The 24921-nt window shown below is 70.9% G+C and carries 28 protein-coding genes and 2 tRNA genes; 11 read left to right on the top strand and 19 right to left on the bottom strand.

Features of this window, described 5'->3' with window-relative positions; all coding sequences use genetic code 11:
- Nucleotides 1-9 precede the first annotated feature (9 nt).
- From RYJ27_RS05205 to RYJ27_RS05185, 5 genes are read right to left on the bottom strand one after another with little or no spacing between them, the layout of a single operon-like run.
- Nucleotides 10-1527 carry an amidohydrolase gene (locus RYJ27_RS05205; protein WP_422732866.1) on the bottom strand — a complete coding sequence of 506 codons (1518 nt, stop codon included), beginning with the start codon at nucleotides 1525-1527 and terminating at the stop codon, nucleotides 10-12.
- Nucleotides 1524-2168 (bottom strand): FMN-binding negative transcriptional regulator, encoded by a 645-nt coding sequence (locus RYJ27_RS05200; protein WP_330171680.1) that lies wholly within the window; start codon nucleotides 2166-2168, stop codon nucleotides 1524-1526. The genes RYJ27_RS05205 and RYJ27_RS05200 overlap by 4 nt, the downstream gene beginning before the upstream one ends.
- Nucleotides 2169-2207: 39 nt before the next feature.
- Entirely contained in the window at nucleotides 2208-3209 is a 1002-nt protein-coding gene (locus RYJ27_RS05195) for an Fpg/Nei family DNA glycosylase (protein ID WP_330171679.1), read from the bottom strand.
- Complete coding sequence (locus RYJ27_RS05190; RefSeq protein WP_330171678.1) at nucleotides 3209-3745, bottom strand: ribose-5-phosphate isomerase; 537 nt, start codon at nucleotides 3743-3745, stop codon at nucleotides 3209-3211. The genes RYJ27_RS05195 and RYJ27_RS05190 overlap by 1 nt, the downstream gene beginning before the upstream one ends.
- Nucleotides 3746-3769: 24 nt before the next feature.
- A complete protein-coding gene (locus RYJ27_RS05185) occupies nucleotides 3770-4963 on the bottom strand; it encodes a ferrochelatase (protein ID WP_330171677.1) in 1194 nt (397 codons plus the stop codon).
- Between the two features lie 146 nt (nucleotides 4964-5109).
- Between RYJ27_RS05185 and pepN the strand changes: the two genes are divergently transcribed.
- The 3 genes from pepN (at nucleotide 5110) to RYJ27_RS05170 (ending at nucleotide 9332) form a co-directional block, all read left to right on the top strand.
- Entirely contained in the window at nucleotides 5110-7656 is a 2547-nt protein-coding gene (gene pepN, locus RYJ27_RS05180) for an aminopeptidase N (RefSeq protein WP_330171676.1), read from the top strand.
- Nucleotides 7657-7719: 63 nt separating this feature from the next.
- On the top strand, nucleotides 7720-8841 hold the full coding sequence (locus RYJ27_RS05175; RefSeq protein WP_422732865.1) for a mechanosensitive ion channel family protein: 1122 nt from the start codon (nucleotides 7720-7722) through the stop codon (nucleotides 8839-8841).
- The gene (locus RYJ27_RS05170; protein WP_330171675.1) at nucleotides 8838-9332 is read left to right on the top strand and encodes a globin; all 495 of its coding nucleotides are present in this window, start codon (nucleotides 8838-8840) and stop codon (nucleotides 9330-9332) included. Before RYJ27_RS05175 ends, RYJ27_RS05170 begins: the two co-directional genes overlap by 4 nt.
- Before the next feature lie 3 nt (nucleotides 9333-9335).
- Here the strand turns inward: RYJ27_RS05170 and RYJ27_RS05165 are convergent, their stop codons facing one another.
- The gene (locus tag RYJ27_RS05165) at nucleotides 9336-10013 is read right to left on the bottom strand and encodes a DUF8185 domain-containing protein (RefSeq protein WP_330171674.1); all 678 of its coding nucleotides are present in this window, start codon (nucleotides 10011-10013) and stop codon (nucleotides 9336-9338) included.
- 52 nt (nucleotides 10014-10065) lie between these two features.
- Between RYJ27_RS05165 and RYJ27_RS05160 the strand changes: the two genes are divergently transcribed.
- The gene (locus RYJ27_RS05160; protein ID WP_330171673.1) at nucleotides 10066-10971 is read left to right on the top strand and encodes an acyl-CoA thioesterase; all 906 of its coding nucleotides are present in this window, start codon (nucleotides 10066-10068) and stop codon (nucleotides 10969-10971) included.
- Between the two features lie 23 nt (nucleotides 10972-10994).
- On the opposite strand, the gene RYJ27_RS05155 is transcribed toward RYJ27_RS05160, so the two are convergent.
- Genes RYJ27_RS05155 through ssb form a run of 4 tightly spaced genes read right to left on the bottom strand, consistent with a single transcriptional unit; the run spans nucleotide 10995 to nucleotide 14308 of the window.
- Nucleotides 10995-11486 (bottom strand): acyl-CoA thioesterase, encoded by a 492-nt coding sequence (locus RYJ27_RS05155; RefSeq protein WP_330171672.1) that lies wholly within the window; start codon nucleotides 11484-11486, stop codon nucleotides 10995-10997.
- Entirely contained in the window at nucleotides 11479-13158 is a 1680-nt protein-coding gene (gene ettA / locus RYJ27_RS05150; RefSeq protein WP_330171671.1) for an energy-dependent translational throttle protein EttA, read from the bottom strand. The genes RYJ27_RS05155 and ettA overlap by 8 nt, the downstream gene beginning before the upstream one ends.
- A 47-nt stretch (nucleotides 13159-13205) precedes the next feature.
- Nucleotides 13206-13703 carry a DUF6993 domain-containing protein gene (locus tag RYJ27_RS05145; RefSeq protein WP_330171670.1) on the bottom strand — a complete coding sequence of 166 codons (498 nt, stop codon included), beginning with the start codon at nucleotides 13701-13703 and terminating at the stop codon, nucleotides 13206-13208.
- A gap of 38 nt (nucleotides 13704-13741) precedes the next feature.
- The gene (gene ssb, locus RYJ27_RS05140; RefSeq protein WP_330171669.1) at nucleotides 13742-14308 is read right to left on the bottom strand and encodes a single-stranded DNA-binding protein; all 567 of its coding nucleotides are present in this window, start codon (nucleotides 14306-14308) and stop codon (nucleotides 13742-13744) included.
- 283 nt (nucleotides 14309-14591) lie between these two features.
- Between ssb and RYJ27_RS05135 the strand changes: the two genes are divergently transcribed.
- Complete coding sequence (locus tag RYJ27_RS05135; RefSeq protein ID WP_330171668.1) at nucleotides 14592-14756, top strand: hypothetical protein; 165 nt, start codon at nucleotides 14592-14594, stop codon at nucleotides 14754-14756.
- 15 nt (nucleotides 14757-14771) lie between these two features.
- Here the strand turns inward: RYJ27_RS05135 and yczR are convergent, their stop codons facing one another.
- Entirely contained in the window at nucleotides 14772-16217 is a 1446-nt protein-coding gene (gene yczR / locus RYJ27_RS05130; protein WP_330171667.1) for a MocR-like transcription factor YczR, read from the bottom strand.
- Between the two features lie 61 nt (nucleotides 16218-16278).
- On the opposite strand from yczR, the gene yczE reads away from it, so the two are divergent.
- Nucleotides 16279-16926: a membrane protein YczE gene (gene yczE, locus RYJ27_RS05125; protein WP_330171666.1), complete on the top strand. Its 648-nt coding sequence runs from the start codon at nucleotides 16279-16281 to the stop codon at nucleotides 16924-16926.
- A gap of 4 nt (nucleotides 16927-16930) precedes the next feature.
- Here the strand turns inward: yczE and RYJ27_RS05120 are convergent, their stop codons facing one another.
- Complete coding sequence (locus RYJ27_RS05120; protein ID WP_330171665.1) at nucleotides 16931-17140, bottom strand: methyltransferase; 210 nt, start codon at nucleotides 17138-17140, stop codon at nucleotides 16931-16933.
- 165 nt (nucleotides 17141-17305) lie between these two features.
- Nucleotides 17306-17378, bottom strand: a tRNA-Arg gene (locus RYJ27_RS05115).
- A gap of 73 nt (nucleotides 17379-17451) precedes the next feature.
- Here RYJ27_RS05115 and orn point away from each other — a divergent pair.
- The 5 genes from orn (at nucleotide 17452) to RYJ27_RS05090 (ending at nucleotide 19316) form a co-directional block, all read left to right on the top strand.
- A complete protein-coding gene (gene orn, locus RYJ27_RS05110; RefSeq protein ID WP_330171664.1) occupies nucleotides 17452-18075 on the top strand; it encodes an oligoribonuclease in 624 nt (207 codons plus the stop codon).
- 36 nt (nucleotides 18076-18111) lie between these two features.
- Nucleotides 18112-18187 (top strand) — tRNA-His (locus RYJ27_RS05105).
- Nucleotides 18188-18538 carry a metallopeptidase family protein gene (locus RYJ27_RS05100; protein ID WP_330171663.1) on the top strand — a complete coding sequence of 117 codons (351 nt, stop codon included), beginning with the start codon at nucleotides 18188-18190 and terminating at the stop codon, nucleotides 18536-18538.
- Nucleotides 18535-18828, top strand: coding sequence for an ATP-dependent Clp protease adapter ClpS (gene clpS / locus RYJ27_RS05095; protein WP_330171662.1), 294 nt, complete (start codon nucleotides 18535-18537; stop codon nucleotides 18826-18828). Before RYJ27_RS05100 ends, clpS begins: the two co-directional genes overlap by 4 nt.
- The gene (locus tag RYJ27_RS05090; protein ID WP_330171661.1) at nucleotides 18825-19316 is read left to right on the top strand and encodes a DUF2017 family protein; all 492 of its coding nucleotides are present in this window, start codon (nucleotides 18825-18827) and stop codon (nucleotides 19314-19316) included. The genes clpS and RYJ27_RS05090 overlap by 4 nt, the downstream gene beginning before the upstream one ends.
- 20 nt (nucleotides 19317-19336) lie before the next feature.
- Here RYJ27_RS05090 and RYJ27_RS05085 read toward each other — a convergent pair whose 3' ends face one another.
- The 6 genes from RYJ27_RS05085 to gatC are packed head-to-tail and all read right to left on the bottom strand — an operon-like array spanning nucleotide 19337 to nucleotide 24920.
- Nucleotides 19337-19882, bottom strand: a complete 546-nt coding sequence (locus RYJ27_RS05085; protein ID WP_330171660.1) for a nucleoside/nucleotide kinase family protein — start codon at nucleotides 19880-19882, stop codon at nucleotides 19337-19339.
- Nucleotides 19883-19913: 31 nt separating this feature from the next.
- Entirely contained in the window at nucleotides 19914-20234 is a 321-nt protein-coding gene (locus RYJ27_RS05080) for a hypothetical protein (protein ID WP_330171659.1), read from the bottom strand.
- Nucleotides 20235-20275: 41 nt separating this feature from the next.
- The gene (locus RYJ27_RS05075) at nucleotides 20276-21538 is read right to left on the bottom strand and encodes a DNA polymerase IV (RefSeq protein ID WP_330171658.1); all 1263 of its coding nucleotides are present in this window, start codon (nucleotides 21536-21538) and stop codon (nucleotides 20276-20278) included.
- 48 nt (nucleotides 21539-21586) lie between these two features.
- Nucleotides 21587-23104: an Asp-tRNA(Asn)/Glu-tRNA(Gln) amidotransferase subunit GatB gene (gene gatB, locus RYJ27_RS05070; RefSeq protein WP_330171657.1), complete on the bottom strand. Its 1518-nt coding sequence runs from the start codon at nucleotides 23102-23104 to the stop codon at nucleotides 21587-21589.
- A complete protein-coding gene (gene gatA, locus RYJ27_RS05065; RefSeq protein ID WP_330171656.1) occupies nucleotides 23104-24624 on the bottom strand; it encodes an Asp-tRNA(Asn)/Glu-tRNA(Gln) amidotransferase subunit GatA in 1521 nt (506 codons plus the stop codon). The genes gatB and gatA overlap by 1 nt, the downstream gene beginning before the upstream one ends.
- A complete protein-coding gene (gene gatC / locus RYJ27_RS05060) occupies nucleotides 24621-24920 on the bottom strand; it encodes an Asp-tRNA(Asn)/Glu-tRNA(Gln) amidotransferase subunit GatC (RefSeq protein ID WP_330171655.1) in 300 nt (99 codons plus the stop codon). Before gatC ends, gatA begins: the two co-directional genes overlap by 4 nt.
- Nucleotide 24921: the final 1 nt, after the last annotated feature.

Raw genomic sequence — 24921 nt, 5'->3', positions numbered from 1 at the left:
CTTCGTCCTTCACGCCAGATGCGTGAGGCGGCCCGCGACCAGGGTCGCCGAGACGGACATCGACCGCAGCACCGACTCGTCGGCCGTGCGCGGATCCGCGCCGCACAGCACGAGGTCGGCGGCGGCGCCCGGTTCGATCCGCGCGGCGGCGTCGCCGCTGCCACCGTGCGTCGAGGCGTCGAGCGCCGTCTGCGGCGACACCGCCTCGTGAGGATGCCACGGCTCGCGACCGTCTCTCGTGCGGTACACCGCTCCGGCGATCGCCGCCCACGGGTCCAGCGGCGAGACGGGCGCGTCCGAGCCGAAGCGCAGCGACGCTCCCGCTGCGGCGAGGGAGCGGAGCGGATACGCGAGGGCCGTCTGCGCAGCCCATTCCCGCTCGGTGATGTCGCGGTCGTCGAGGGCGTGCTCCGGCTGCACGCTCGCCGCGACGCCCAGCCGTGCGAATCTCGGCAGGTCGGCGTGGGCGACGAGCTGCGCGTGCTCGATGCTGCCCGTCGCGCCCGTGAGGGCGAAGGCGTCGAGGGCGCGGGAGTTCGCGACGTCGCCGATCGCGTGCACGGCGCAGCGCAGACCCGCGCCGGTGGCGACGGTCATGAGCTCGACGAGTTCGTCCGGGGGAACGGTCAGGACTCCCGTGTTGTGCGGCTCGCCCGGATAGGGATGCGAGCACGCCGCCGTGCGCGTGCCGAGCGAACCGTCGGTGATCACCTTGAACGGCCCGACCCGGACGAGGTCGCTGCGCTGCCCCCGCACGGTGTCTCCGGTGGAGAGGCCCTCGGCGACGGCGCGTTCGAGGTGGTCGGGGTAGGTGCCGAACTCCACCCGCAGCGCGTCGAAGCCGTTCGCGAGGCGGCGCGCCCATGCCTCCTCGTTCCAGGCCATGTCGAGGTCGACGATGCCGACGACGCCGCGGGATGCCGCGGCATCCGCCGCGCGCGCGACGAACGCGTCGGCGACGCCGGGATCGACGGCGTTCAGCCGCCGGGAGATCTCGAAGGCGGGCTGCTCGCGAAGGACCCCGTCGCGAGCGTGCTCGAACCCCTCTCGGCGCAGCGCCGCGGAGTTGAGCCACACGCTGTGCACGTCGGCGTTGATGAGATACGTGGGCACCTCGCCCGTCGCGGCGTCGAGGAGCTCGAGGTCGGGGCGGTCGGGCCAGAGGGCATCGCGGTAGCCGGTGCCGATCCGGCGGCCGTCGTCGGCGACACCGCGGACGACGAGCGCCGCTCCCATGATCGCCGCGGCCTCCGCGGCCGTGGCCGCGCCGCCGAGGTCGACGCGCTGGGCGGCGAGCGCCCACTGGACGGTGTGGACGTGGTGGTCCCACAGACCCGGCAGGAGCCAGCGACCGGCAGCGTCGAGCACCGCACCGCCGAGGCGCAGCGCACCCGCGGGGGCGATGTCGGCGATCCGGCCTCCCGCGATCACGACGTCGTGCGGCTCGTCGTCGCCGCCGGGCAGGGGCACGCCCGACGACACGATGCGCGCGTTCCTGATCGCCGAGACGACCTCGCCCCGGTTCACGGTGCCCCCCGCATCCGGCGCGCATCGAGCGCTCGGCGCATCTCGGCGGCCAGGGCGGGCTGCGCCGCGGGACCGTCGCCCGAGAGCTCGGCGATGATCGTCTCGACGACCTCGCTCGAGCGGTTCTGGCTGAGCTTGCGCTTGGCCACGACGCGCGAGGGGGTGAGGCGGAATCCGGTGGTGCCGCGCTCGAGGCGCTCCACGAAGGCCTCGTCGTTCGGCGCCTGCCACATCGGACGCGGCCGCGGCATCCTGCTCTCGAATCGATCGACGAGCCTGTCGAGCACCGCGAGGTTCTCGGCCGTGCTGAGCAGCTCGGGCACACCCGAGAGGTGCGCCGAGACGAAGTTCCAGGTCGGCACGGCCGGCACGTCTCCGTACCACCCGGGAGAGATGTACCCGTGCGGGCCCTGGACGATCACCATCAGCTCCCGCTCCCCCAGCCCGTGGATGAGGTCGTCGGGCCTCCCGACATGACCGACGATCGTGAGGTCGTCCCTCTGATCGTCCAACAGCACGGCGTAGTGCGATGCGACGAGCCCCTCGTCGGTGTGGCTGACGAGGCTGGCCCAGGGATTGAGGTCGACGAGACGGCGCAGCTCACCGATGTCGGTCAGCGCGAAGGAGGGGTTCTGGCGCACCGTGTCAGCCTACGAGGCCCGCGCCGGCGCTTCGCGCCGTCATCGCTGACAGACGGGACACCAGTAGAGCTTGCGTGCGCCCATCTCCTCGAGCACGATCTCGGTGCCGCAGACGCGGCACGGCAGGCCGGCGCGGTGGTACACCCAGTGCCGGTCGTCGCGGTGCGCCATCGCACGCCGATAGGCGTCGGGGTCGAGATCGTCCATCGTCATCATCTGACCGGTCTCGACGCCGATGGACAGCAGCCGCACCCAGTCGCGCCACAGGCCCCGCACGAGCTCCTCGGGCACGTCACGACCCGGGGTGTGCGGATCGAGGTTCGCCCGGTAGAGCATCTCGGCACGGTAGACGTTGCCGATGCCGCTCACGACCGCCTGATCCATGAGGAGGAGACCGATGGGGGTGGCCTTCTTCCGCACCGCGGCGACGAAGCGCTCCTCGCCCTCGGCCACGTCGTCGACGAGCGGGTCCGGGCCGAGCTTCGCGATCGTCGCGGCGACCTCGTCGGGATCCTGGATCTGGCACGCCGTCGGCCCGCGCAGGTCGGCGCACGTGATATCCGTCATGAGCCGCAGGCGCACCTGCCCCACGACCGGCGGCGGCCACTGGTCGTCCTCGTCGGCCAGTCCCGTCGTCTGCTCCGACATCCGCACGTGCACACGGGTCCGCCGGGGGGCACCGATCGACGTCAGCGAGTTCTCCCCTGCCGCATCGAACACCGGGTCGCCCTCGAGGTCGGTGCCGCGCTGGTTCGTCTGCCCCATGCGCCCGTTGGCGGAGCCGATCGTGGGATCGACGAGGATCTCGCCTGCGAAATCCCACGCCCCGTACATGCCCAGATGCACGCGGAGCCACAGGTCGCCCTCGAACTCGAGGAACATCTGCTTGCCGACGGCCCGCACGGATGCCGCGGCGCGGCCGTCGATCAGCGAAGCGCCCTCGACGAAGCGGCCCTGCGGGCTCGATGCCATCACCCGGCGACCGACGTAGTTGCGGTCGAACTGGCGCGCGATCCGGTGGACGGAATGTCCTTCCGGCATCAGCCTGCCTCGGGGTCGAGCCGGTCGGACGACTCACCGCCGACCGGCACCCCGGCGCGAGGGTCGGGAAGCAGCGAGCCGTCCACCTCGTACGCCGCCACCTGGGCGATGCGCCGGGCGTGGCGCTCTTCGTTCGAGAAGGGCGTCGCGATGAACGTGTCGATGAACGAGGCCGCCTCCTCGAACGTGTGCTGGCGAGCGCCGATGGCGATGACGTTCGCATCGTTGTGCTCGCGCGCCAGCTCGGCGGTCGCGATGCTCCACGCCAGCGCGGCGCGCACTCCCTGCACCTTGTTGGCCGCGATCTGCTCACCGTTGCCGGAGCCACCGAACACGACGCCGAGGGCCTCGACCCCGTCCGCACGGTCGCGCACGACGGCCTGCGCCGCGCGGATGCAGAACGCGGGGTAGTCGTCGACGGGGTCGTACTCGAGCGGACCGTGGTCGATGACGTCGTGGCCCTGGTCGCTCAGGTGTTGCTGCAGGCGCGTGGAGAACTCCAAGCCCGCGTGATCGGTGGCGATGTGGATGCGCATGGCTCTCATCCTAGGGATCGGGCGTCAGGGCGCGATGCCGGCCGCGGCGGGCTTGAATCCCGCGCGGACGTTCTCGCAGCATCCGGGACGGCACACGTCGAACCAGGGCCCGAGGGGCGTCTCGTGCGGCCGGTCGGCTGCCCGCGTCCCCCGGAGGCGCTCCTCGATGAGATCGACGAGCCCCGAGACGTATGCGGGGTCCACGCCGGGCGTCGGCGTGCGCACGGCGCGCAGCCCCGCCTCCTCCGCCGCCTCGATCGCCTCGGTGTCGAGGTCCCACTTGACCTCCATGTGGTCGCTGACGAACCCGAGAGGGACGATCACCACCGCCTCCACCCCGCGCGAGGGCAGCTCCTCGATCACGTCGCACACGTCGGGCTCGAGCCACGGCTGGCTGGGCGGGCCCGAACGCGACTGGTAGACGAGCTCCCAGCCGAGCGTCGCCGCGGCGGGAATCTCCGCGGCGACGCGCTCCATCACGCGCGCGCCGACCGCGAGATGCTGCGCCGCATACGCGCCTCCCTCGCCCCAGTCGACATCGCGGGGCCCCGACCGACGGGCGTCGTCGATGGGCACGCTGTGGGTGGAGAACAGCACCCGGATGGCGTCGGCGGGCACGCCGTCGTCGAGGAAGCCCGCCACCGCATCGCGCACGCCCGCGAAGAACGGCTCGACGAAACCGGGGTGGTCGAAGAACTGACGCACCTTGTCGATCGTGACGATGCCGCCGAGCTGCGTCTCATCGAGCACGCGCGCGAAATCCTCCCGGTACTGGCGGCAGCTCGAGAAGGAGCTGTACGCGCTCGTGGCCACCGCGAGGAGCCGGGTGTGACCCGCGTCGGCGGCGCCGCGCACGGCCTCGTCGAGGTAGGGACCCCAGTTGCGGTTGCCCCAGTAGACCGGCAGGCCCAGGTCGCGCCGGGCGATCTCCACCTCGAGGGCTGCCTTCAGCTCGCGGTTCTGGGCGTTGATCGGGCTGATCCCGCCGAAGTGACGGTAGTGGTGTGCCACCTCTTCCAGGCGCTCGTCGGGGATGCCGCGACCGCGGGTGACGTTGCGCAGGAAGGGGATGACGTCGTCCTGCCCTTCGGGGCCGCCGAAACTGGCGAGCAGGATCGCGTCGTAGGCGACGGGGGTCTCGACATGGGGACGACCCGACGCCGCTTCCGGAGAGGCGTGGAGGACGACGGGCTCGGAGGGAGCAGGCTCGGTGTGCACGGCTCAATCCTGCCATTCGGCCGGGCCCGCGGATCCGCGCGGGCGGGCGTAGGCTGAAGCGGTTGCCGCCGGCGCCAGCAGCGCCGTGGCACGGCATCCGCTCGGCGCCATGGCGCCTCAACCCCACACCCCACGGGAGCATCGCAGTGCCTGGAGAGAATCTGACCCGCATCGAGGCGCAGGAGCGCCGCGCCGTCGTCGAGACGCACTCGTACGAGGTCGAGCTCGACCTGACACGGGGCGCCGAGGTCTTCGGATCCCGGACTTTGGTGCGGTTCGGCGGCACCGCCGGAGCGTCGACCTTCATCGACCTCATCGCGCGCGACGTGCGGGAGATCACCTTGAACGGCCGCAGCATCGACCCGTCGACGGCGTTCGCCGATTCGCGGATCGCACTCGACGGGCTGGAGGTCGAGAACGAACTGGTCGTCGACGCGGACTGCGTCTACACCAACACCGGCGAGGGTCTGCACCGCTTCGTAGACCCCGCCGACGGCGAGGTCTACCTCTACTCCCAGTTCGAGGTGCCCGACTCGCGACGCATGTACGCGGTCTTCGAGCAGCCCGATCTGAAGGCGGAGTTCCGCTTCACGGTGCGCGCGCCCGAGGCATGGAAGGTCGTCTCCAACTCCCCCACGCCGGAGCCCTCGCCCCGCGGCGACGGATCGGCCGTCTGGGCCTTCGAGCCCACGCCCCGCATCTCCTCCTACATCACGGCGCTCATCGCCGGCCCCTACGAGTCGACGTTCTCCGAGCTCACGAGCGCGTCGGGTCGCGTCATCCCGCTGGGCGTGTACGGCCGCAAGAGCCTGTGGCAGCACCTGGACGCCGACTACATCTTCGACAAGACGCGCCAGGGCTTCGCCTACTACGAGGAGAAGTTCGACTACCCGTACCCGTTCGCCAAGTACGACCAGCTCTTCGTGCCCGAGTTCAACGCGGGAGCCATGGAGAACGCGGGCGCGGTCACATTCACCGAGACCTACGTCTTCCGCAGCAAGGTCACCGACGCGGTCAAGGAGCGCCGCGTCGTGACGATCCTGCACGAGCTGGCCCACATGTGGTTCGGCGACCTCGTCACCATGAAGTGGTGGAACGACCTGTGGCTGAACGAGTCGTTCGCCGAGTGGGCCTCGACCATCGCGACGGCGGAGGCTACCGAGTGGACGGCCGCCTGGACGACCTTCAACGCGATGGAGAAGACCTGGGCCTACCGTCAGGACCAGCTGCCCTCCACCCACCCCGTCGTGGCCGAGATCAACGACCTCGAGGACGTGCAGGTCAACTTCGACGGCATCACCTACGCCAAGGGCGGATCCGTGCTCAAGCAGCTCGCCGCCTGGGTCGGCATCGAGCAGTTCTTCGCCGGTGTCGCGGCCTACTTCGCCCGGCACGAGTGGAGCAACACCGAGCTGCCCGACCTCCTGCGCGAGCTCGAGGCCACGAGCGGCCGCGACCTGTCGCAGTGGTCCAAGAAGTGGCTCGAGACCGCCGGTGTGAACACGCTGTCGCCGCTCATCGAGGAATCCGCCGACGGCACCATCTCGCGCTTCGCCGTGGTGCAGACCGCGCCCGCCGACTACCCGACGATCCGCCCGCACCGCCTCGGGATCGGCTTCTACAGCGTTCGCGACGGCGCGCTCACGCGGGTCCACCACCTCGAGCTGGACGTCGACGGCGACCGCACCGACGTGCCCGACCTCAAGGGCCTCGCGCGCCCCGACCTCGTGCTGCTCAACGACGACGACCTCGCCTACGCGAAGATCCGTCTCGACGACCGCTCCCTCGCCACCGCCATCGCCCACCTCGCCGAGATCAGCGACCCGCTGGCGCGCTCGCTCGTGTGGGGCGCCGCGTGGGACCAGACGCGGGATGCCGAGGCATCCGCCACCGACTACATCGATCTCGTCCTGCGCAACATCGGTGCCGAGACCGAGTCGACCACTGTGCGGACGACGCTGGCCCAGCTGCAGCTCGCCGCCAACGCCTACGTCGCGCCCGAGCGCCGCGAACAGTCCCGGATCCACGTGGCCGAGGGGCTGTGGTCGCTCGCCCAGGAGGCCGAGGCCGGCAGCGACAACCAGCTGCAGTTCGTCACGGCGTTCGCGCAGTCCGCCGCGACGGCCGAGCAGTGGGAGCGTGTGCGCGCGATCCGCGACGGCGAGAACGTGCTGCCGGGCCTCGAGATCGACACCGACCTCTCTTGGCAGCTGCTCATCTCGCTCGCCGCCGGCGGCGTCGCGACGGCCGCGCAGATCGACGAGGCCCTCGCCGCCGACAACACCGCGAAGGGCGGCGAGTTCGCGGCGCAGGCGAAGGCCGCCCTGCCCTACCGCGAGACCAAGCGCGTGGCGTGGGACGGCTTGGTCGACAAGGCCGACCTGCCGAACACGATCGTCCGCTCGGCGGCGGCGGGCTTCGTGCACCCCGCCACGTCGCACCTGCTCGAGGAGTTCGTGCCGGCGTACTTCGACATGCTGCTGCCCGTGTGGGAGTCCCGCAGCTATCAGATCGCGCAGTACCTGATTGTCGGTCTGTATCCCGCTCCCCTCGCCGATGTTGCTCTCCGCGACGCGACCCGCGCGTGGCTTGCGGATCACCCCGACGCACCCGCCGCGCTGCGGCGGCTGGTGAACGAGAACCTCGCCGGGGTCGAGCGCGCCCTCTCGGTGCAGGAGCGCGACGCCCAGTGATCGCCGCGGGTGCCTCGGCCCCGCACAGCGGGCGCCGAGGCATCCGTGTCTAGGATCGGGACGATGATCGAGATGCTGGCCGCCGCCGAGGGCGTCACGGACCCCGAGTGGTGGACGGAATTCCTCGCGCGCCTCGGTGTCGCGGGCTTCCGCATCATCAACGCCGTCCTCATCGTCATCGGCGCCCTGCTGCTGTCGTGGATCCTCCGCATCGTCATCCGACGTCTCGTCGACCGAGTCGTGAACGGGGCCAAGAGCAAGGCCAACGTCGATGACACCCGTGCCCTCGAGAGGTCGCCGCTCGCGGCGGTGCGCCTCGTGCAACGCACCCGCACGCTCGGCTCGATCCTGCAGAACATCGTCAACGTCGCCGTCGGGATCGTCGCGATCGTCCTGGTCATCAACGCGATCGCCCCCAACGCGCTCGGCTCGCTCGCCCTCCTGACGGCGGCCATCGGCGCGGGGCTCGGCTTCGGCGCCCAGAACATCGTGAAGGATGTGCTCAACGGCATCTTCATCGTCGCCGAGGACCAGGTGGGCATCGGCGACGTCGTCGACCTGGGGCTGGCCACCGGGGTCGTGGAATACGTGAGCGTGCGCATCACGCACGTGCGCGACGTCAACGGCACGCTCTGGTATGTGCGAAACGGCGAGATCACCCGCATCGGCAACATGTCCCAGGGGTGGTCGCGCGTGATCATCGACCTGGCCGTGCCCGTCGACGCCGATATCGATCAGGTTGAATCGGCCATGCTGGATGCCGCGAAGGCCCTCGCGAAGGATCCGAAGTGGCGGACGCGGGTCATCGAGCAGCCGGAGGTGTGGGGCCTGGAGTCCGTTTCCGGCGACGCGCTCGTCATCCGCCTCGTCATCAAGACCCGGGCGAACGCGAAGGACGACGTCGCCCGCGAGCTGCGCGTTCGGCTCAAGCGCGCGATCGACGCGATGGGACTCACGCTCCCCCAGCTCAACTCCATCGTGCTGACGGGCCTCGAAGGCGCGCAGCGGGTGAGAGGCGCCAATCCGCCCAAGACGAAGCCGACTCCGGTTGCCGTCGCCGAACAGCGGCCGGTCTGGCGACCCAAGCGCACCCCCCGCCCGCGCGACGGCGACGCAGGACCGGCGCCGTCGGACGACGCCGTGCGCGACGACACCGGCAGCACCGACACCGAGGAGAAGCCGTGACAGATACGCCCGATGCACCGCTCGCCTTCTACGACGAGATCGGCGGGCACGACACCTTCGTGCGTCTCGTCGACGAGTTCTATCGGGGGGTCGCCGAGGACGAGGTCCTCCGTCCGATGTATCCGGAGGAGGACCTCGGTCCCGCCGCGGAGCGGCTCACCCTGTTCCTCGAGCAGTACTGGGGCGGGCCCACGACGTACGGCCAGCGGCGCGGCCACCCACGGCTGCGGATGCGGCACGCCCCCTTCCATGTCAACCCCGACGCGCGCGACCGCTGGCTCGCGCACATGCGGCGCGCGGTGGATTCGCTGGAGCTGCCGCCGCTGCATGAGGCGACCCTCTGGGATTACCTGCACCGCGCTGCCCTGGCGATGGTGAACACCTTCGAGTCGACGCCCATCGGGCCGTCGGCGACGGGTCGCACGGAGCTGGGCGCGACAGCTGCCCCCGGCCCCCGGCCCGCAGCAGGCGAGCTGCCGCGCGCCGATTGAGCGTCAGTCGCGCGCGTCGCCCGTCCTGCGCACCGCCGTGAGCCCCGAGCGGGCGGGGCCCCGCACGAGGATGTGACCGCGCGACAGCGTCAGCCGCGACCAGGCCGCGGCGACGCGCGACTGCGCCTCCTCCTCGCCGGCGATGAATCCCATCGCGAACGCCGCGAAGGCCGCGCCGAGCGGGAGCCCGCCGAGCGCGTCGTCGGGCGCACCCCAGACGGAAGCACGCACGGTGCGCACGATGTCCTCCCCCGGGTCGGCCGGCATCGCCTCCGCGACGGCCTGGATGCCCCACTGCGCACGCGCCGCGAGCGTCGCCGCCGCGACGGGTTCCCGCGATTCCCATCCCCCACGGGGCGGCGAGACCCCCGCCCACGAGGGTGCGAGGGCGGTGTCGGGGAGAAGGAGGGCAGACGCATCGCCCTCGTCCGCTCGGAGGCTGCTCGCCTCCACGACCAGATCGCACTGCAGCTCGGGATCGACCGGCGACACCCGCATCGCCAGGACGGTCGGGGTGGTGTCGAAGAGCCCGCGCGGCGCGAGCGGCGCGGAGGTCACCACAAGGGTTCCGTCGGTGGCGCGGAGGCGGACGGCGCCGTCGCCCAGCCTCGCCGCGCGGCCCGCGAAGGTGAGCACGTCGGCGGCCGCGGCGCGCTCGGGGAAGATCAGGCGGGGGGGCATCCGACCTAGACTATTCCAGCGACGCCGGGGCTCCGGCGATGGAGGTTAAACGATGCCGGATGCCGAGAACGCCGAGACCGATCACGTCCACGAGGACCCGGTGGGTGCCATGCTCGGGGTTCTCGACCTTTCGACCAGTGTCGCACGGACCACGGAGGACATCTTCACCGGCCGTTCGCAGCACATGCCGCTCGGACGGGTGTACGGAGGGCAGGTCCTCGCCCAGTCGGTCGTCGCGGCGCAACGCACCATTTCGCCCGAGCGCACGGTGCACTCGATGCACGGCTACTTCCTCCGGCCCGGCGATGCGAGCAAGGGCATCACATTCTCGGTCGACCGCATCCACGACGGGCGGTCCTTCGCCACCCGCCGCACCCAGGCATTCCAGGACGGCGTTCCCATCTTCTCGATGATCGCCTCGTTCCAGGACGAGGACCCCGGCGTCGAGCACCAGGAGCCCATGCCCGACGGTCTTCCCGCTCCGGAGGACATCCCCGACGTCAACGAGATGACGGGCGACGTGAACCCGATCTCGCGGCGGATGTTCTCGGAGCAACCGATCGAGCTGCGCCACATCCCCTCGCCGATCTACGTGTCGGCGGGCGAGGAGCGGCAGCCGCGCCAGGCGGTGTGGATGCGCACGCGACGGCCGATCGGCGACGACGCGGGCCTGCACCGGGCGGTGATGGCCTACCTCAGCGACATGACGATCCAGGAGTCGATCCTCCGCGCGCACGGCATCGCCTGGGTCACGCCGGGCCTGAGGGTGGCGAGCCTCGATCACGCGATGTGGTGGCACCGCCCCGCCCGTGTGGACGAGTGGCTCCTCTACGTGCAGCACTCGCCGAACGCCCGCGGCGGCCGAGGGCTCGCCACGGGCCGCATCTACACGCGTGACGGCGTGCTCGTCGCGAGCGTCGCGCAAGAGATCATGGTGCGGGTGCCGAGCGGCGACTGAGCCGGCGCGCGGCGACGGCAGCCTCAGCGACGGCGGCCGTAGACGATCGGCTCGCCCACGTAGGGCCCCCACGCGGCCCGCTGCTCGTCGTCGATGCGGCGCGGACGACCGGTCGCGGCATCCACCATCACGACGATCGCGGTCGAGCGGGCGTAGAGCTCCTGCTTCGCGTCGGCGGCGGGGCTGAAGACCTCGTAGCAGACCTCCATGCTCGAGCCGCCGAGGGATCCGAACCACATCTGCACGTCGAGCGGCAGGCGCTGATAGGGAACCGGCCGAAGGTATTCGATCTCCTGCCGCGCGATGAGGGTGAGCACGCCGTGCTCCACGCCCGAATCCAGGACAGCCGTCGGCGGGCAGTCCTCCCCCGGGCCGGGGCGCCAGAACGCGCGCACCCGCGCCTCCTCGAGCAGCTTGAGCATCGAGGTGTTGTTGACGTGATTGAACGCGTCGAGATCGCCCCATCGGAGGTGGATCGGAACGTGCAGCCGCACGCCGCTCGCGCTCTCAGTCACGCGTGAGCTTGCGATACGTCGAGCTGGAGCGATTCAGGGCATCGGGTCCGAGCCGCTCGATCTTGTTCTCCTCATAGGCCTCGAAGTTCCCCTCGAACCAGTACCAGGCGTCGGGGGTCTCGTCGGTTCCCTCGTAGGCGAGGATGTGGGTCGCGATGCGGTCGAGGAACCACCGGTCGTGCGTGATGACCACCGCACAGCCCGGGAACTCCAACAGGGCGTTCTCGAGCGACTGCAGCGTCTCGACGTCCAGGTCGTTGGTGGGCTCGTCGAGCAGCAGCAGGTTGCCGCCCTCCTTGAGCGTGAGCGCCAGGTTCAGCCGGTTGCGCTCACCGCCGGAGAGCACACCCGCCTTCTTCTGCTGATCGGGGCCTTTGAAGCCGAACTTCGACACGTAGGCGCGCGAGGGGATCTCGGTCTTGCCCACCGTGATGATGTCGAGCCCGTCGGAGACGACCTCCCACAGCGACTTGTTGGGGTCGATGTTCGAGCGGCTCTGGTCGACGTAGCTGATCTGCACCGTCTCGCCGATCTTCAGGTCGCCGCCATCGAGCGGCTCCAGGCCGACGATCGACTTGAACAGCGTCGTCTTTCCGACGCCGTTGGGACCGATGACCCCGACGATGCCGTTGGGCGGCAGGCTGAAGCTCAGGCCGTTGATGAGCGAGCGGTCGCCGAAGCCCTTCTGCAGGTTCTTCGCCTCGATCACGATGCTGCCCAGGCGCGGGCCGGGCGGAATCTGGATCTCTTCGAAGTCGAGCTTGCGGGTGCGCTCGGCCTCGGCGGCCATCTCCTCGTATCGCGCGAGGCGGGCCTTCGACTTCGCCTGGCGGCCCTTCGTGTTGGAGCGCACCCACTCGAGCTCGTCCTTGAGGCGCTTGGCGAGCTTTGCGTCCTTCTTTCCCTGAACGTCGAGCCGCTCGGCCTTCTTCTCCAGGTAGGTGGAGTAGTTGCCCTCGTAGCCGATGAGGCGCCCCCTGTCGACCTCGGCGATCCACTCCGCGACGTTGTCGAGGAAGTACCGGTCGTGAGTGATCGCGATGACGGCACCGGCGTACTTCTGCAGGTGCTGCTCGAGCCAGAGCACGCTCTCGGCGTCGAGGTGGTTCGTGGGCTCATCCAGGAGGAGCAGGTCGGGCTTCTGCAGGAGGAGCTTCGTGAGCGCGACGCGGCGCTTCTCTCCACCGGAGAGCGGGGCGACCTCGGCGTCGGCGGGCGGGGTGCGCAGCGCGTTCATCGCCTGCTCGAGCTGCGAGTCCAGGTCCCACGCGTCGGCCGCGTCGATCTCCTCCTGGAGCGCGCCCATCTCGGCGAGCAGGGTGTCGAAGTCGGCGTCCGGATCGCTCATGAGCGCGGAGATCTCGTTGAAGCGGTCGAGCTTCGCCTTGATCGCGACGCCCTCCTGGATGTTCTCCAGCACCGTCTTGCTCTCATCGAGCTCGGGCTCCTGCATGAGGATGCCGACGGTGAACCCCGGGCTGAGCTTCGCCTCGCCGTTCGAAGGCTGGTCGATGCCCGCCATGATCTTCAGGATCGTCGACTTGCCGGCGCCGTTGGGCCCGACCATGCCGATCTTCGCCCCGGGAAGGAACGACATCGTGACGTCGTCGAGGATCAGCTTCTCGCCCACAGCTTTGCGGGCACGGACCATCTGATAGATGTACTCAGCCATAACCGCTCCAGTCTACGGGCGTGCGACGGCCGGACCCGCCGCGGTGCTCACCAGTCGATGGTGCGGGTATCGCCCACGAGGCACCGATCGCCCTCGATGACCGGGAGGACCACCGCAACGGGGTCGCCGGTCTCCGGACCGACCTGGCCGATCAGGCACTCCTCGTTCCATCGCACGGAGAACTGCAGACTCTCCACGGGGTTGCCCAGCGTCGTCTCGTCGTCGGTCACCTGCATGGCGGCCTTGTCGAACCCGGCCGCGGCGAGCGCGTCGACGTACGCGCGACCCGCCACTCCGGCACCCGAATCCCACACTCCCTGCACGGTCTGGGCGAAGAACGGCAGGTTCGCGGCGGCGTCGCCGTCGGGCTGCAGTGCGGGCGCCTCCGGCGTGGGCGTCGGCTGCGGCGCCGCGGGCGTGGACACCGAAGGCGTCGGCGTCGGCGTGGGCTCCCCCGCACATGCCGCGAGCGCGACCGTCGCGAGCGCGAGAGCCGCGAATGTGCGCCCCGCGCGCCCCATCGGGGAGAGCGGGGAGACAGTCACCCTGCGAGTCTATGCGCGCCCGCCGCGCGGGCAGCGTCTCAGAACGGCACGGGGGCGCTCGCCCAGTCGCGCGCGGGCGGCGTGGCGTCCGATTCCTCGGCGGCGTCGCCCCCCGTGGCCCGCGGAACCGCCGCGCCGTCGTCACCGCCCGTCGCCCACGTCTCCGGCGCGCCGGCAGGCGGCGCCGCCGGATCGGTGCCGCCCCATCCATCCACGCCCGACGCCCCGGCATCCGCCGTCGACGCACGCTGCGTCGACGGGTGGAACGCCGCGGTGCCCCACAGCAGGTCGGGACCGAGCGCCTCCGCGTCGATCTCCGGGGCCGTTCCCCGTCGATCTCCGTTCTCCCAGCGCCGGAGCCTGAGGCGCCCCGACACGATGACCCGCTGACCGGTCGAGAGCGAGTCCCGGGCGTTCAGGGCCAATGCCCGGAACGCGGACACCGTGTACCAGTTCGTCGCCGTCTCGACCCAGGCGCCGCTGGCGCGGTCGAGCCGTCGCTGGGAACTGGCCAGCGAGAACGACGTGATCGGGAGTCCTGCGGGGGTCATGACGTGGCGGATGTCTCCGACGACGTTTCCCACGACGGTGATGTGATCGCTCATTTGCGTCTGTCCTTCCCGGCCGGCCCCTCCGGCCGTGCGGCATCGCGCCACTCGACCCAGGATGCGCGGGGGGCGCGAGCGGCGGCGCGTCGATCCTCGTCGTCGGGGATTCCGCGCGCCGCGGCGGAGCTGGGGAGGAGCACCCTGGAACGCGAACGGCGATGTCGGAGGCCCGGCCTACGGTCGTGGCGGAGGAGGAGACATGACAACGACAGCGATTCTCGGACGGCCCCGGGCTCCGCACGGGGCAGACCTCGTTCCCGCCGGGCCTTCCCTGTGGCGGGTGCGAGACAGGACCGGCCTCATCGTCGGCCACATCGAATCGTGCGCAGATGCACGCGGTGTCCGCTACAGCGCAAAGCGCTTCCACGCGCCGTCGCGCGCGTTCCGTTCGCTCGGCGAGTTCTGGTCCGCCGACGAGGCGATCCGGGTCCTGCTCGATCGCTGAGCGGGCGCGGCGCGGTCAGACGACCGACGCCAGAAGGGGCTCATGCGGCTGGCCGGCGCGTGCTCGGCTCAGCGCGCTGTCCCACGCCTCGGCCAGGATCTCCACGCTGCGCTCGAGGATCGCGGGGGCGGCGGTGAAGGGGATCCGCAGGTGCCGTTCGTGCCCGCCCTCCACTCCGAAGCGCGGACCGGACGAGATGACGAGCCCCCGTGTGCGCGCCTCCCATGACAGCGGAGAGCTCACGGGCTCGCCGAGCCCCACCCACAGGGCCACGCCGCCGGGCGGGCAGGGCACCTGCCAGTGCGGAAGCCGCGATGCCAGCGCCGCGCACAGGGCATCGCGGCCGGCGCCGAGAAGTCGCGCGCGCTGCTCGAGGATCTCGGGCATCCGGGCCAGCGCCAGAAGAGCCACCTGCTGTTCCATCTCGGGGGTTCCCAGCTCGCGTCGAGGACGAGCCGACACCAGTCGCTGCACGAGATCGACATCGGCACGGATCCACCCCACGCGCAATCCTCCCCAGACCGACTTGCCGAGGGAGCCGAGGGTCACGACGCGACGCTGGAGGAGGGGATCCATCCCCGCGCCGAGCGGAGCCGAGGCGGCGCCGGGATCGATCCGCAGGTCCGCCGTCGTCTCATCCGCGACGAGGACGGCGCCGGCATCCGCAGCCAGGCCCACGAACTCCTCGCGCGCCGCCCGAGCCATCGACGCGCCCGTCGGGTTCTGGAAGTCGGGCATCGTGTAGAGGACGCTGGGCGCGGCGCGGCGAAGCACGTGCTCGGCGCGCTCGAGGTCCCACCCGCTGTCGAGGTGCACCGGTATCGCCGTGAGGCGGCCACCCGCCCGCGAGAACGCATCCGCCGCGTGCGGATACGTCGGCGTCTCGATCGCGACCCGATCCCCCGGGCGCACCAGCACATCGGCGAGCAGCGAGATCGCCGCCTGGGCCCCGGTCGTGACGATGATCTGCGTCGCGTCGGTCGGCAGTCCGCGAGCGGTGTACCGCTCGGCGATCGCCTGGCGCAGCTCGGCGTCGCCCCGCACGTCGTACCCGGGGCGGCTGACCCATCGGGATGCCTGACTGGCGGCCTCCGCGAAGAGCTCCGGCAGACCCGGCCACGCAGAGGGACTGGCCTGACTGAGGTCGATCGTGTCCGCGCCCCCGGGCTCCGGGGCCGCGGCCATCCGCCCCACCGCCTGGACGACGCTGCCCGACCCCCGCAGGCTGCGCAGGTGCCCGCTCTCCCGGAGATCGCGGTATGCGGCGGCAACAGTGGTCCGGCTCAGCTCCAGGCGTGCGGCCAGGTCGCGTTCCGCCGGCAGGGCCGTGCCCGGCACGATCCGGCCGTCGAGGCTCAGCACGCGGACGGCGTCGGCCAGGTCTCGATATGCGGGACCGGCGCCGCGCCACCGTCCGAGCATCACGGCGAACGACCGGGACGAGAGGCGGGAATCCGGCATGCATCCACCGTAAGAGGATTGGCCTCTGGCAAGCAAGCCACTTCCGAGATTGGATTGCAGCATGCTCCGCCGTTCCCTGCAGCTGCCGATCGGGCTGGTCCTGTACGGCGTCGGCTGCGCGGTCATGATCGCCGCCGGCATCGGACTCGACCCGTGGACGGTCTTCGCCCAGGGAGTTTCGAAGGCCACCGGCATGGGGATCGGCTGGGTCACCAGCCTCATCGGGCTCGGGGTGCTTCTCCTGTGGATACCGCTTCGCCAGCGTCCCGGGCTCGGCACGGTGCTGAACATCCTGATGGTCGGCACAGCGATGCAGCTCGCCCTCGACGTCATCCCGACCGCGCCGTCGTTCGCGCTCGGCTGCGTCATGTTCGCCGCCGGCATTGCGATCGTCGGCCTCGGAAGCGGCCTCTACATCGGCGCACGCTTCGGTCCGGGCCCGCGCGACGGGCTCATGACCGGGCTCTCCCACCGCCTCGGGTGGCCCCTCTGGGTATCGAGAACACTGGTCGAAGCGGTCGTCCTGACGGCCGGGTGGCTGCTGGGCGGAACGGTCGGAATTGGCACGGTCGCGTTCGCCGTGCTCATCGGCCCGCTCGCGCACGCCGCAGTGCGCGCCTTCGACACCGCCCCCGGCGGGGCAGGGACCGCTGCGCCGCACGCCTCCCCCGCGGTGACGCCGGCGGCGGGCGCGGCATCCGCGCCCTGATCGCTCAGTGCTCCCGGAACTGCGGCCAATCGCTGCCGGGACGCATCCGCGCATGCAGCGCGCGCTTGGCGATCTCCATTGTCGGATAGGTACCCGCGGATGCCGCCGCCCCCGCCATCATCACGGTGTACCCGTCGTCGTCCTTGCGGACCGTGCCGACCACTCCCGTGGGCCCGTAGGCAACCCAGATCGTGGGGCGTGTCGTCGTGCTCATCGGCGAACTCCTTTCGACCCACTCGACGCTACGCCGCGGCGTGGCCGAGCGGAAGCCCTCCCGCTCCCGCGTCACGCGGCACGGCGCAGCGAGTTCGTCCCGGACACGCTCGGCGAGCACGGGTACGCACTGGCGAACGGTCGGTCACTGACGTCTCGAACCCGGTGCCCCCGGCAGGATTCGAACCTGCGACAAACGGATTAGAAGGCCGCTGCTCTATCCACTGAGCTACGGAGGCGTGCCACCAAGGCTAGCGCGTCGTCGCGGGAGTGAACGGGGCCCCAAGAGCCCGCGAAGATAGGATGTCGGCTATGGCTGCGAGCGAAAACGACCGTCTGGTCTGGATCGACTGCGAGATGACCGGTCTGGACCTCGGGGTCGACGAACTGGTCGAGATCGCGGTCGTGGTGACGGATTTCGAGCTGCGCATCCTGGACGACGGATTCGACGTGGTCATCAAGCCCGACGAGTCGGCGCTGGCGAACATGAACGACTTCGTGACCGACATGCACCGCTCCTCCGGTCTGCTCGAGCAGATCCCCCACGGCGTGAACGTCGCCGAGGCGGAGTTCCAGGCCCTCGAGTACATCCAGCGCTTCGTGCCCCAGCACGGGAAGGCGCCCCTGGCCGGCAACACGATCAGCACCGACCGGATGTTCCTGGCGAAGTACATGCCGCGCCTGGACGGCTACCTGCACTACCGCAACGTCGACGTCTCCAGCATCAAGGAGCTCGCGCGCCGCTGGTACCCCCGCGCCTACATCCATGCCCCCGCCAAGCAGGGCGGTCACCGCGCCCTCGCCGACATCCGCGAGTCGATCCGCGAGCTGGCGTACTACCGCCAGTCCGTGTTCGTCTCCCAGCCCGGACCCACCAGCGACGGTGCGCGCTCCGCCGCCGCCGCCGCGGTGTCGGCGTTCCCCTCCGGCGTGTAATAGACTTGGCTGGTTGCCCGCTCACGCAGGCACATGGTGGGTATAGCTCAGTTGGTAGAGCACCTGGTTGTGGTCCAGGGGGTCGCGGGTTCAAGTCCCGTTACTCACCCCAATGATCGACATGGATGCCGCGACGTTCGAGGACCTTGTCGTGTCCGAACTCGACCTGCTGCCCGACGACATGGTCGACGGGCTCGACAACGTCGTCTTCGTCGTCGAGGCCCGGCCGGAGGACGGCAGCCTCGATCTCTTCGGCCTCTACGACGGCGTGGCCGTGACCGAGCGCGACCGTTACGGCGTCGGTGAGCTCCCCGACCGCATCATCGTCTACCGCGAGCCCCACCTGCACGCGTGCGCCGACGAGGCCGAGCTGCGCGACGAGGTGCACACGACCCTCGTCCACGAGATCGCCCACTACTACGGGATCGACGACGACCGACTGCACGAGCTGGGCTGGGCATGAGCACCACGACGCTGCCGGACATCCGGGAGGATGCGGATCTGCGTGCGTCCGCGCCGGGCCCGTGGCAGACCGTGGTGTGGAACGACCCGGTCAACCTGATGAGCTACGTCGTGCGCGTGTTCCGCGACTACTTCGGGTACTCCACTGCCCGCGCGACCGCCCTCATGCTCGACGTGCACGAGCGCGGGCATGCGGTCGTGTCCGAGGGACCGCGCGAGCAGATGGAACTGCACGCCGCGGCGATGCACGACTACGGCTTGTGGGCCACCGTCCGGAAGGCACCCCTGTGACCACCACCGTGTTGACCATCAGCCGACTCGAGGCGCGGCACCTCGCCGATCTCGTCGCGCAGTTCTCCGAGCTGCTGGAGAACGCCACGTCGGCGGCGGATGCCGCGGAGGCCGCCGACGATCCGGCCGTCGCGCGGCTCACCCCCACTCCCTACCCCGACGACGACGAGGCGGCGGCCGATTTCCGCTCGGCCACGTCCGGCGACCTCCTGGGCCGCCGGTCCTCCGACGCGCTGCGTGTCCTGGCAGACCTCGCTCCCGCCTTCGCGGAGGGCGACGACACCGCCGACCCCGACGACACGCTGCCCATCGAGCTCGACGCCGACGCGGGATGGGCCTGGATGCGCACGCTGACCGCCATCCGCCTCGTCATCGCCACACGCCTCGGGATCGCCGACGACGACGATCGACAGGACGACGACGAGCGGTACGCCGTGTACGACTGGATCGGCTTCCGCCTCGACGGGATCGTCAACGCGCTGGCGTAGCGGCCAGGCGGCGCTGCCGCCTACGGCATGACCGCGTTCACGTGGGCGAGGGCGTGCGGGCGATGCTCGCGGATGTGCTCGGCCTCCTGGAGCGCCCACCGCTCCCAGTGGGGCTCGTAGGCGTCTCCGTCCCGCGCCAGCGCCCGGTGGCGGCGCGAGCGTTCCGGGGAATCGAGCCATACCGCGACGTCGGCCACCCGCGCGGTCTGCGGAGTCAGGATGCCGGCACCCTCGACGATGAGAGGGAGCGACGGATCGACGGCATGCGCCTCCGCGGGGGCCCCGGCATCCCAGTCGTATCGGCGCCACACCCCGACGAGGCCGCGTGCGTGGGGCACCAGGATGTCCTGCCGCGCGATCTCCACGCCCGCGGCCAGGCCGTCCCACCCGGGGTAGATCGAATCGAGGGCGACGAGCTGCACCCGGCCCGCGGCGGGCCAGGCCGACACCAGGGCACGCGCGAGCGTGGACTTGCCGGCGCCGCTGCGACCGTCGATGAGGATGACGGGGTTGAGCGCCTCGATGCCCTCGACGGCGCGGAGTACGGCGGCCGCGGCATCCGCCACGGCAAGCCCGAAAGGGTCCTGCGCCGGCGTGCTACTTCTTGAGCGCGCGGATGACACGGCTGAGGGCGCGACCGGCCACCCACACGAACGGGATGGCGACCGCCAGGAGTGCGACGAGGTTGGGCTCGAACCGGAGGTCGTCGCCGCGCCGCACGTACGCGCCGAAGGGGACCGAATAGCCGCCGCCCCCTCCCCCGCCGTTGCCGGACTCATCGGATCCGCCGCCGAAACCGTGCCATGTCGCGGCGACCGGGATGAAGCGCACGCCGTCCACATCCTGCTGCTCGCCATAGGCGCTTTCGACGCCGAAGTGCGCGGACTGCTTGCCGAGTTCCAAAGCGATGTTGGGCATGATGCCACGCTATCGCTCCGGGGGTCCGCTGACGACCCCCGTCAGGGGCGGGGGTCGTGCGGGGGTTTCGGGTGGGAGGGCAGGCTGCGGGGCCCGCCCGTACGGCCCACGAGTGACGCGCGCATCACCGCGTTTCCGCCGAAGCGGCTGGTCGCGTCATCCAGCGCGCCCTCGAGCCGGCGGCGCTCCTCGTCGTCGTCCCAGAGGGACATGCCGTGTGCGGCCCCGCGCAGGTTCTCGCCGCGCACGCCGAGTAGCCGTACCGGCCGGCCCTCCTCGAGCGAACCGAAGAGCTCCCTGGCGGTGTCGCCGATCCGCTGCCCCACGTCGGTGGGCTCGGTCAGCGTGCGGGACCGGGTGAGGGTCGAGAAGTCGGCGTAGCGCACCTTAATCGCCACCGTCGCCGCTTCCCACCCCGACCGCCGCAGCCGCCGAGCGACCCGATCGGAGAGCCGCAGCAGCTCGGCCCCCAGGAACTCCGGGTCCGCGACGTCGTCGGAGAACGTCTCCTCATGGCCGACGCTCTTCTCGATGCGTTCGGTGTCGACGCGACGCTGATCGATCCCGCGCGCGAGGTGCCACAGCCGCTCTCCCCCCGCGCGGCCGACGACGCGGTCGAGGACCTCCCGCGGCGTGCGCACGATGTCGCCGATGGTGCGGATGCCTCGGCCTTCGAGCGCCTCGGCGGTCTTCGGCCCCACACCCCACATCGCGCGGACCGATTGAGGCTCCAGAAACGCCTGCGTCTGCGCCTCGGGCACGATGAGAAGGCCGTCGGGCTTGGCGCGCGTGGAGGCCATCTTCGCCACGTGCTTGGTGGCGGCGACCCCGACGCTGCAGGTCAGCCCGGTGCGCTCGAGCACGCGGCGGCGCAGTGCGGCGCCGATCTGCCCGGGGCTCCCCCACAGCCGGCGCGCCCCCCGCACGTCGAGGAAGGCCTCGTCGATCGAGAGCGGTTCGACGAGCGGGGTGAACTCCTCGAAGACGGCCATGACCCGAGCCGACAGCTCGAGGTAGCGCTCGAAGCGCGGCGCGACGACGATCGCCCACGGACACAGCCGGAGCGCCTGGCTGACGGGCATGGCGCTGCGCACACCGAACCGACGAGCCTCGTACGACGCGCTCGAGACGACCGAGCGGCCCTCCGGGGATCCGATGATCAGCGGCTTGCCCGCGAGGCTCGGGTCATCCAGCACCGCGACGGCCGCGTAGAAGGCGTCCATGTCGACGTGCAGGATGCCGGTTCCGGTGTCGTCCGCGCCCTCCGGCGACACGATGCGCCCGCTGCCGTCACCCCGTCCCATGGGCCCATTCTCCCCGCGGCTTCCGACACGGCGGGCGAGGCCGCCGCATCACGCCTGCGCGGCGCGTTCCAGGATGAGCTCGCGCACGCGCGCGGCGTCCGCCTGACCCTTCATGGCCTTCATGACCGCGCCGATGATCGCGCCGGCGGCCTGCACCTTGCCGTCGCGGATCTTCGCGAGCACGTCGGGCTGCGCCGTCAATGCCTCGTCGATCGCGGCGATGAGCGCGCCGTCGTCGGAGACGACCGCGAGACCGCGCGCGTCCACGACCTCCTGCGGCGTCCCTTCCCCCGCGATGACGCCCTCCAGCACCTGGCGGGCGAGCTTGTCGGTGAGGGTTCCGGCATCCACGAGCCCCTGCAGCGCCGCGACATCCGCCGGCGAGACGAGCTCGCCCGCCTCGCGGTCCTGCGCGTTCGCGATGCGGGCGATCTCACCCGTCCACCACTTGCGGGCCGCGGCGGGAGATGCACCGGCCGCGATCGTCGCCTCCACCTCGGGGAGGATTCCGCCGTTGGCGACGTCCTGGAACTCGAGATCGGTGAAGCCCCATTCGCTCTTCAGACGGCGACGACGGGCCGCGGGCGCCTCCGGCAGCGCTGCTCGCAGCTGCTCGACGAGCTCGGGTGCCGGCACGACGGGGAGCAGGTCGGGCTCGGGGAAGTACCGGTAGTCATCCGCGTCCGACTTCGGGCGACCGGGCGAGGTGCGCCCGGTGTCCTCGTGCCAGTGCCGCGTCTCCTGCGTGATGGTGCCGCCCGCCTCGAGGATGGCGGCCTGACGCTGGATCTCGTATCGCACGGCCCGCTCGACCGACCGCATCGAGTTGACGTTCTTCGTCTCGGTGCGCGTGCCGAACTTCTCCTGCCCGCGAGGACGCAGCGACACGTTCGCGTCGCAGCGCAGGTTGCCGCGCTCCATGCGCGCCTCGGAGATGCCGAGCGCCCGGACGATGTCGCGGATCGTCTGGACATAGGCCTTCGCGATCTCGGGCGCACGGTGCTCTGCGCCCACGATCGGCTTCGTCACGATCTCCACCAGCGGCACGCCGGCGCGGTTGTAGTCGACGAGCGAATACTCCGCCCCCTGGATGCGGCCGGTCGACCCGCCGACGTGGGTCAGCTTTCCGGCATCCTCCTCCATGTGGGCGCGCTCGATGTCGATGCCGACCTCGGTGCCGTCCTCGAGCTCGACCACGACGCGCCCCTCGAAGGCGATGGGCTCGTCGTACTGGCTGATCTGGTAGTTCTTACCGAGGTCGGGGTAGAAGTAGTTCTTCCGCGCGAATCGGCTCGACGGCGCGATCTGGCAGCCGAGCGCCAGACCGAGACTGATGGAGGACCGCACGGCCTCCTCGTTGACGACCGGCAGGGCACCCGGCAAGCCCATGTCCACGGGGGCCACGAGCGTGTTCGGGGCGGCGCCGTGGTTCGCGTCGTGGGCGGGGTTGCCCGCCGACGAGAACATCTTCGTCGCGGTGTTCAGCTCTACATGCACCTCGAACCCGAGCACGGGCTCGAAGAGCTCGAGCGCACGGTCGAAGTCCATCAGCTTCGCGGCGGCCATCAGCGGGTTCCTCCGGGAGTCAGAGCAGGGGCGCGGTCCAGCAGCGGTGCGCCCCACGACGATTCGAGCAGCGACTCGAGGGCGGCGCCGACACGGTACAGGCGGGCGTCCTCGCGGACGGGGGCGAGGAACTGGATGCCGACGGGCAGGCCGTCCTCTTCGGCGAGGCCCGTCGGGATCGAGATCCCCGGCACGCCCGCGAGGTTGGCCGGGATCGTCGTGACGTCGTTGAGGTACATCTGCAGCGGGTCGTCGATGCGCTCGCCGAGGCGGAAGGCCGTCGTCGGCGCGGAGGGCGTCGCGATGACATCCACCTGGCCGAACGCGGCGTCGAAGTCGCGCTGGATGAGCGTGCGCACCTTCTGCGCGCTGCCGTAGTACGCGTCGTAGTAGCCGGCCGAGAGGGCATAGGTGCCGAGGATGATGCGGCGCTTCACCTCGGGTCCGAAGCCGGCCTCGCGCGTGGCCGCCATGACCTCCTCGACCGTGGCGCCCGCGTGCGGGGTCACCCGCATGCCGAAGCGCACCGAGTCGAACTTCGCGAGGTTGCTCGAGGCCTCCGCGGGAAGGATCAGGTAGTAGGCGGCGACCCCGTACTCGAAGTGGGGGGCGCTGATCTCGACGATCTCGGCACCGTGCGCGGCGAGCGCGTCCAGCGCGCCGTGGAAAGAGGCGGCGACGCCGGCCTGGAATCCGCTGTCGGGCAGCTCACGGATCACGCCGAGTCGCAGACCCTTGAGCACGTCCCCGCGGGCGCCCTCGAGGGCGGCCTCGGCGAACGACGGCCAGTCGTGACGCAGCGACGTCGAATCGTGCGGATCGTGCCCGCCGATGACATCGTGCAACAGGCCCGCGTCGCGGACCGTGCGCGTGACGGGACCGACCTGATCGAGGCTGGAGGCCAGCGCGATCGCGCCGTAGCGGCTGACGCCCCCGTAGGTCGGCTTCATGCCGACCGTGCCGGTCACGTGGGCGGGCTGCCGGATCGACCCGCCGGTGTCGCTGCCGAGGGCCAGCGGCGCCTCGAATGCGGCGACCGCCGCGGCGGAGCCGCCGCCGGAGCCGCCGGGGATGCGGTCGAGATCCCAGGGGTTGCGCGTCGGGCCGTAGGCGGAGTGCTCCGTCGAGGAGCCCATCGCGAACTCGTCCATGTTCGTCTTGCCGAGGGGAACCATCCCCGCGGCGCGAGCCCGCGACACGACGGTCGCGTCGAAGGGCGACATGTACCCCTCGAGGATGCGTGAGCCGCTCGTGGAGGGCATGTCGGTCGTGACGAGCACGTCCTTGATGGCGAGCGGAACGCCCGCGAGCGCGTGCATCGTCTCCCCCGAGGCCCGCCGCCGATCGATCTCGGCGGCGATCTGCTCGGCCCGCTCGTTCACGTGCAGGAACGCGTGGACGTCGGCATCGACGTCCAGGATGCGCGCCAGGTGGGCGCGCGTCACCTCGACGCTCGAGAGCTCACCGGCGGCGAGCTTGTCGGAGAGGTCCGCGGCGGTGAGGCGGGTGATGTCGCTCACTGCTCCTCCCCCAGGATCGCCGTGACCCGGAAGCGGCCGTCGGCGGAATCGGGGGCGTTCTGCAGGACCTGGTCGCGCGTGAGCGTGTCGGCGACCTCGTCGGGGCGGAAGACGTTCTCGAGCGGCACGGGGTGGCTCGTGGCGGGCACGTCGGGCGTGGCCACCTGCGACACCTTCGCGATGTTGTCGACGATCACATCGAGCTGGCCCGTCAGGGTCTGCACCTCGTCGTCGGTCAGCTGTATCCGTGCGAGCACGCCCAGATGGCGCACGAGTTCGGGGGTGATTTCAGACACC

Origin of the sequence: Microbacterium limosum, from assembly GCF_036324365.1 — a bacterium.
Taxonomy (GTDB): domain Bacteria; phylum Actinomycetota; class Actinomycetes; order Actinomycetales; family Microbacteriaceae; genus Microbacterium; species Microbacterium limosum.
This window is presented reverse-complemented; position numbering and strand designations above follow the sequence as displayed.

Coding starts and splice junctions, on each gene's coding strand:
- RYJ27_RS05195 (WP_330171679.1), bottom strand. CDS start 3,209: ATGCCGGAAGGACATTCCGTCCACCGGATCGCGCGCCAGTTCGACCGC.
- RYJ27_RS05190 (WP_330171678.1), bottom strand. CDS start 3,745: ATGCGCATCCACATCGCCACCGATCACGCGGGCTTGGAGTTCTCCACG.
- RYJ27_RS05175 (WP_422732865.1), top strand. CDS start 7,720: ATGATCGAGATGCTGGCCGCCGCCGAGGGCGTCACGGACCCCGAGTGG.
- RYJ27_RS05165 (WP_330171674.1), bottom strand. CDS start 10,013: ATGCCCCCCCGCCTGATCTTCCCCGAGCGCGCCGCGGCCGCCGACGTG.
- RYJ27_RS05160 (WP_330171673.1), top strand. CDS start 10,066: ATGCCGGATGCCGAGAACGCCGAGACCGATCACGTCCACGAGGACCCG.
- ettA (WP_330171671.1), bottom strand. CDS start 13,158: ATGGCTGAGTACATCTATCAGATGGTCCGTGCCCGCAAAGCTGTGGGC.
- ssb (WP_330171669.1), bottom strand. CDS start 14,308: ATGAGCGATCACATCACCGTCGTGGGAAACGTCGTCGGAGACATCCGC.
- yczR (WP_330171667.1), bottom strand. CDS start 16,217: ATGCCGGATTCCCGCCTCTCGTCCCGGTCGTTCGCCGTGATGCTCGGA.
- yczE (WP_330171666.1), top strand. CDS start 16,279: ATGCTCCGCCGTTCCCTGCAGCTGCCGATCGGGCTGGTCCTGTACGGC.
- RYJ27_RS05120 (WP_330171665.1), bottom strand. CDS start 17,140: ATGAGCACGACGACACGCCCCACGATCTGGGTTGCCTACGGGCCCACG.
- orn (WP_330171664.1), top strand. CDS start 17,452: ATGGCTGCGAGCGAAAACGACCGTCTGGTCTGGATCGACTGCGAGATG.
- RYJ27_RS05100 (WP_330171663.1), top strand. CDS start 18,188: ATGATCGACATGGATGCCGCGACGTTCGAGGACCTTGTCGTGTCCGAA.
- clpS (WP_330171662.1), top strand. CDS start 18,535: ATGAGCACCACGACGCTGCCGGACATCCGGGAGGATGCGGATCTGCGT.
- RYJ27_RS05080 (WP_330171659.1), bottom strand. CDS start 20,234: ATGCCCAACATCGCTTTGGAACTCGGCAAGCAGTCCGCGCACTTCGGC.
- RYJ27_RS05075 (WP_330171658.1), bottom strand. CDS start 21,538: ATGGGACGGGGTGACGGCAGCGGGCGCATCGTGTCGCCGGAGGGCGCG.
- gatB (WP_330171657.1), bottom strand. CDS start 23,104: ATGGCCGCCGCGAAGCTGATGGACTTCGACCGTGCGCTCGAGCTCTTC.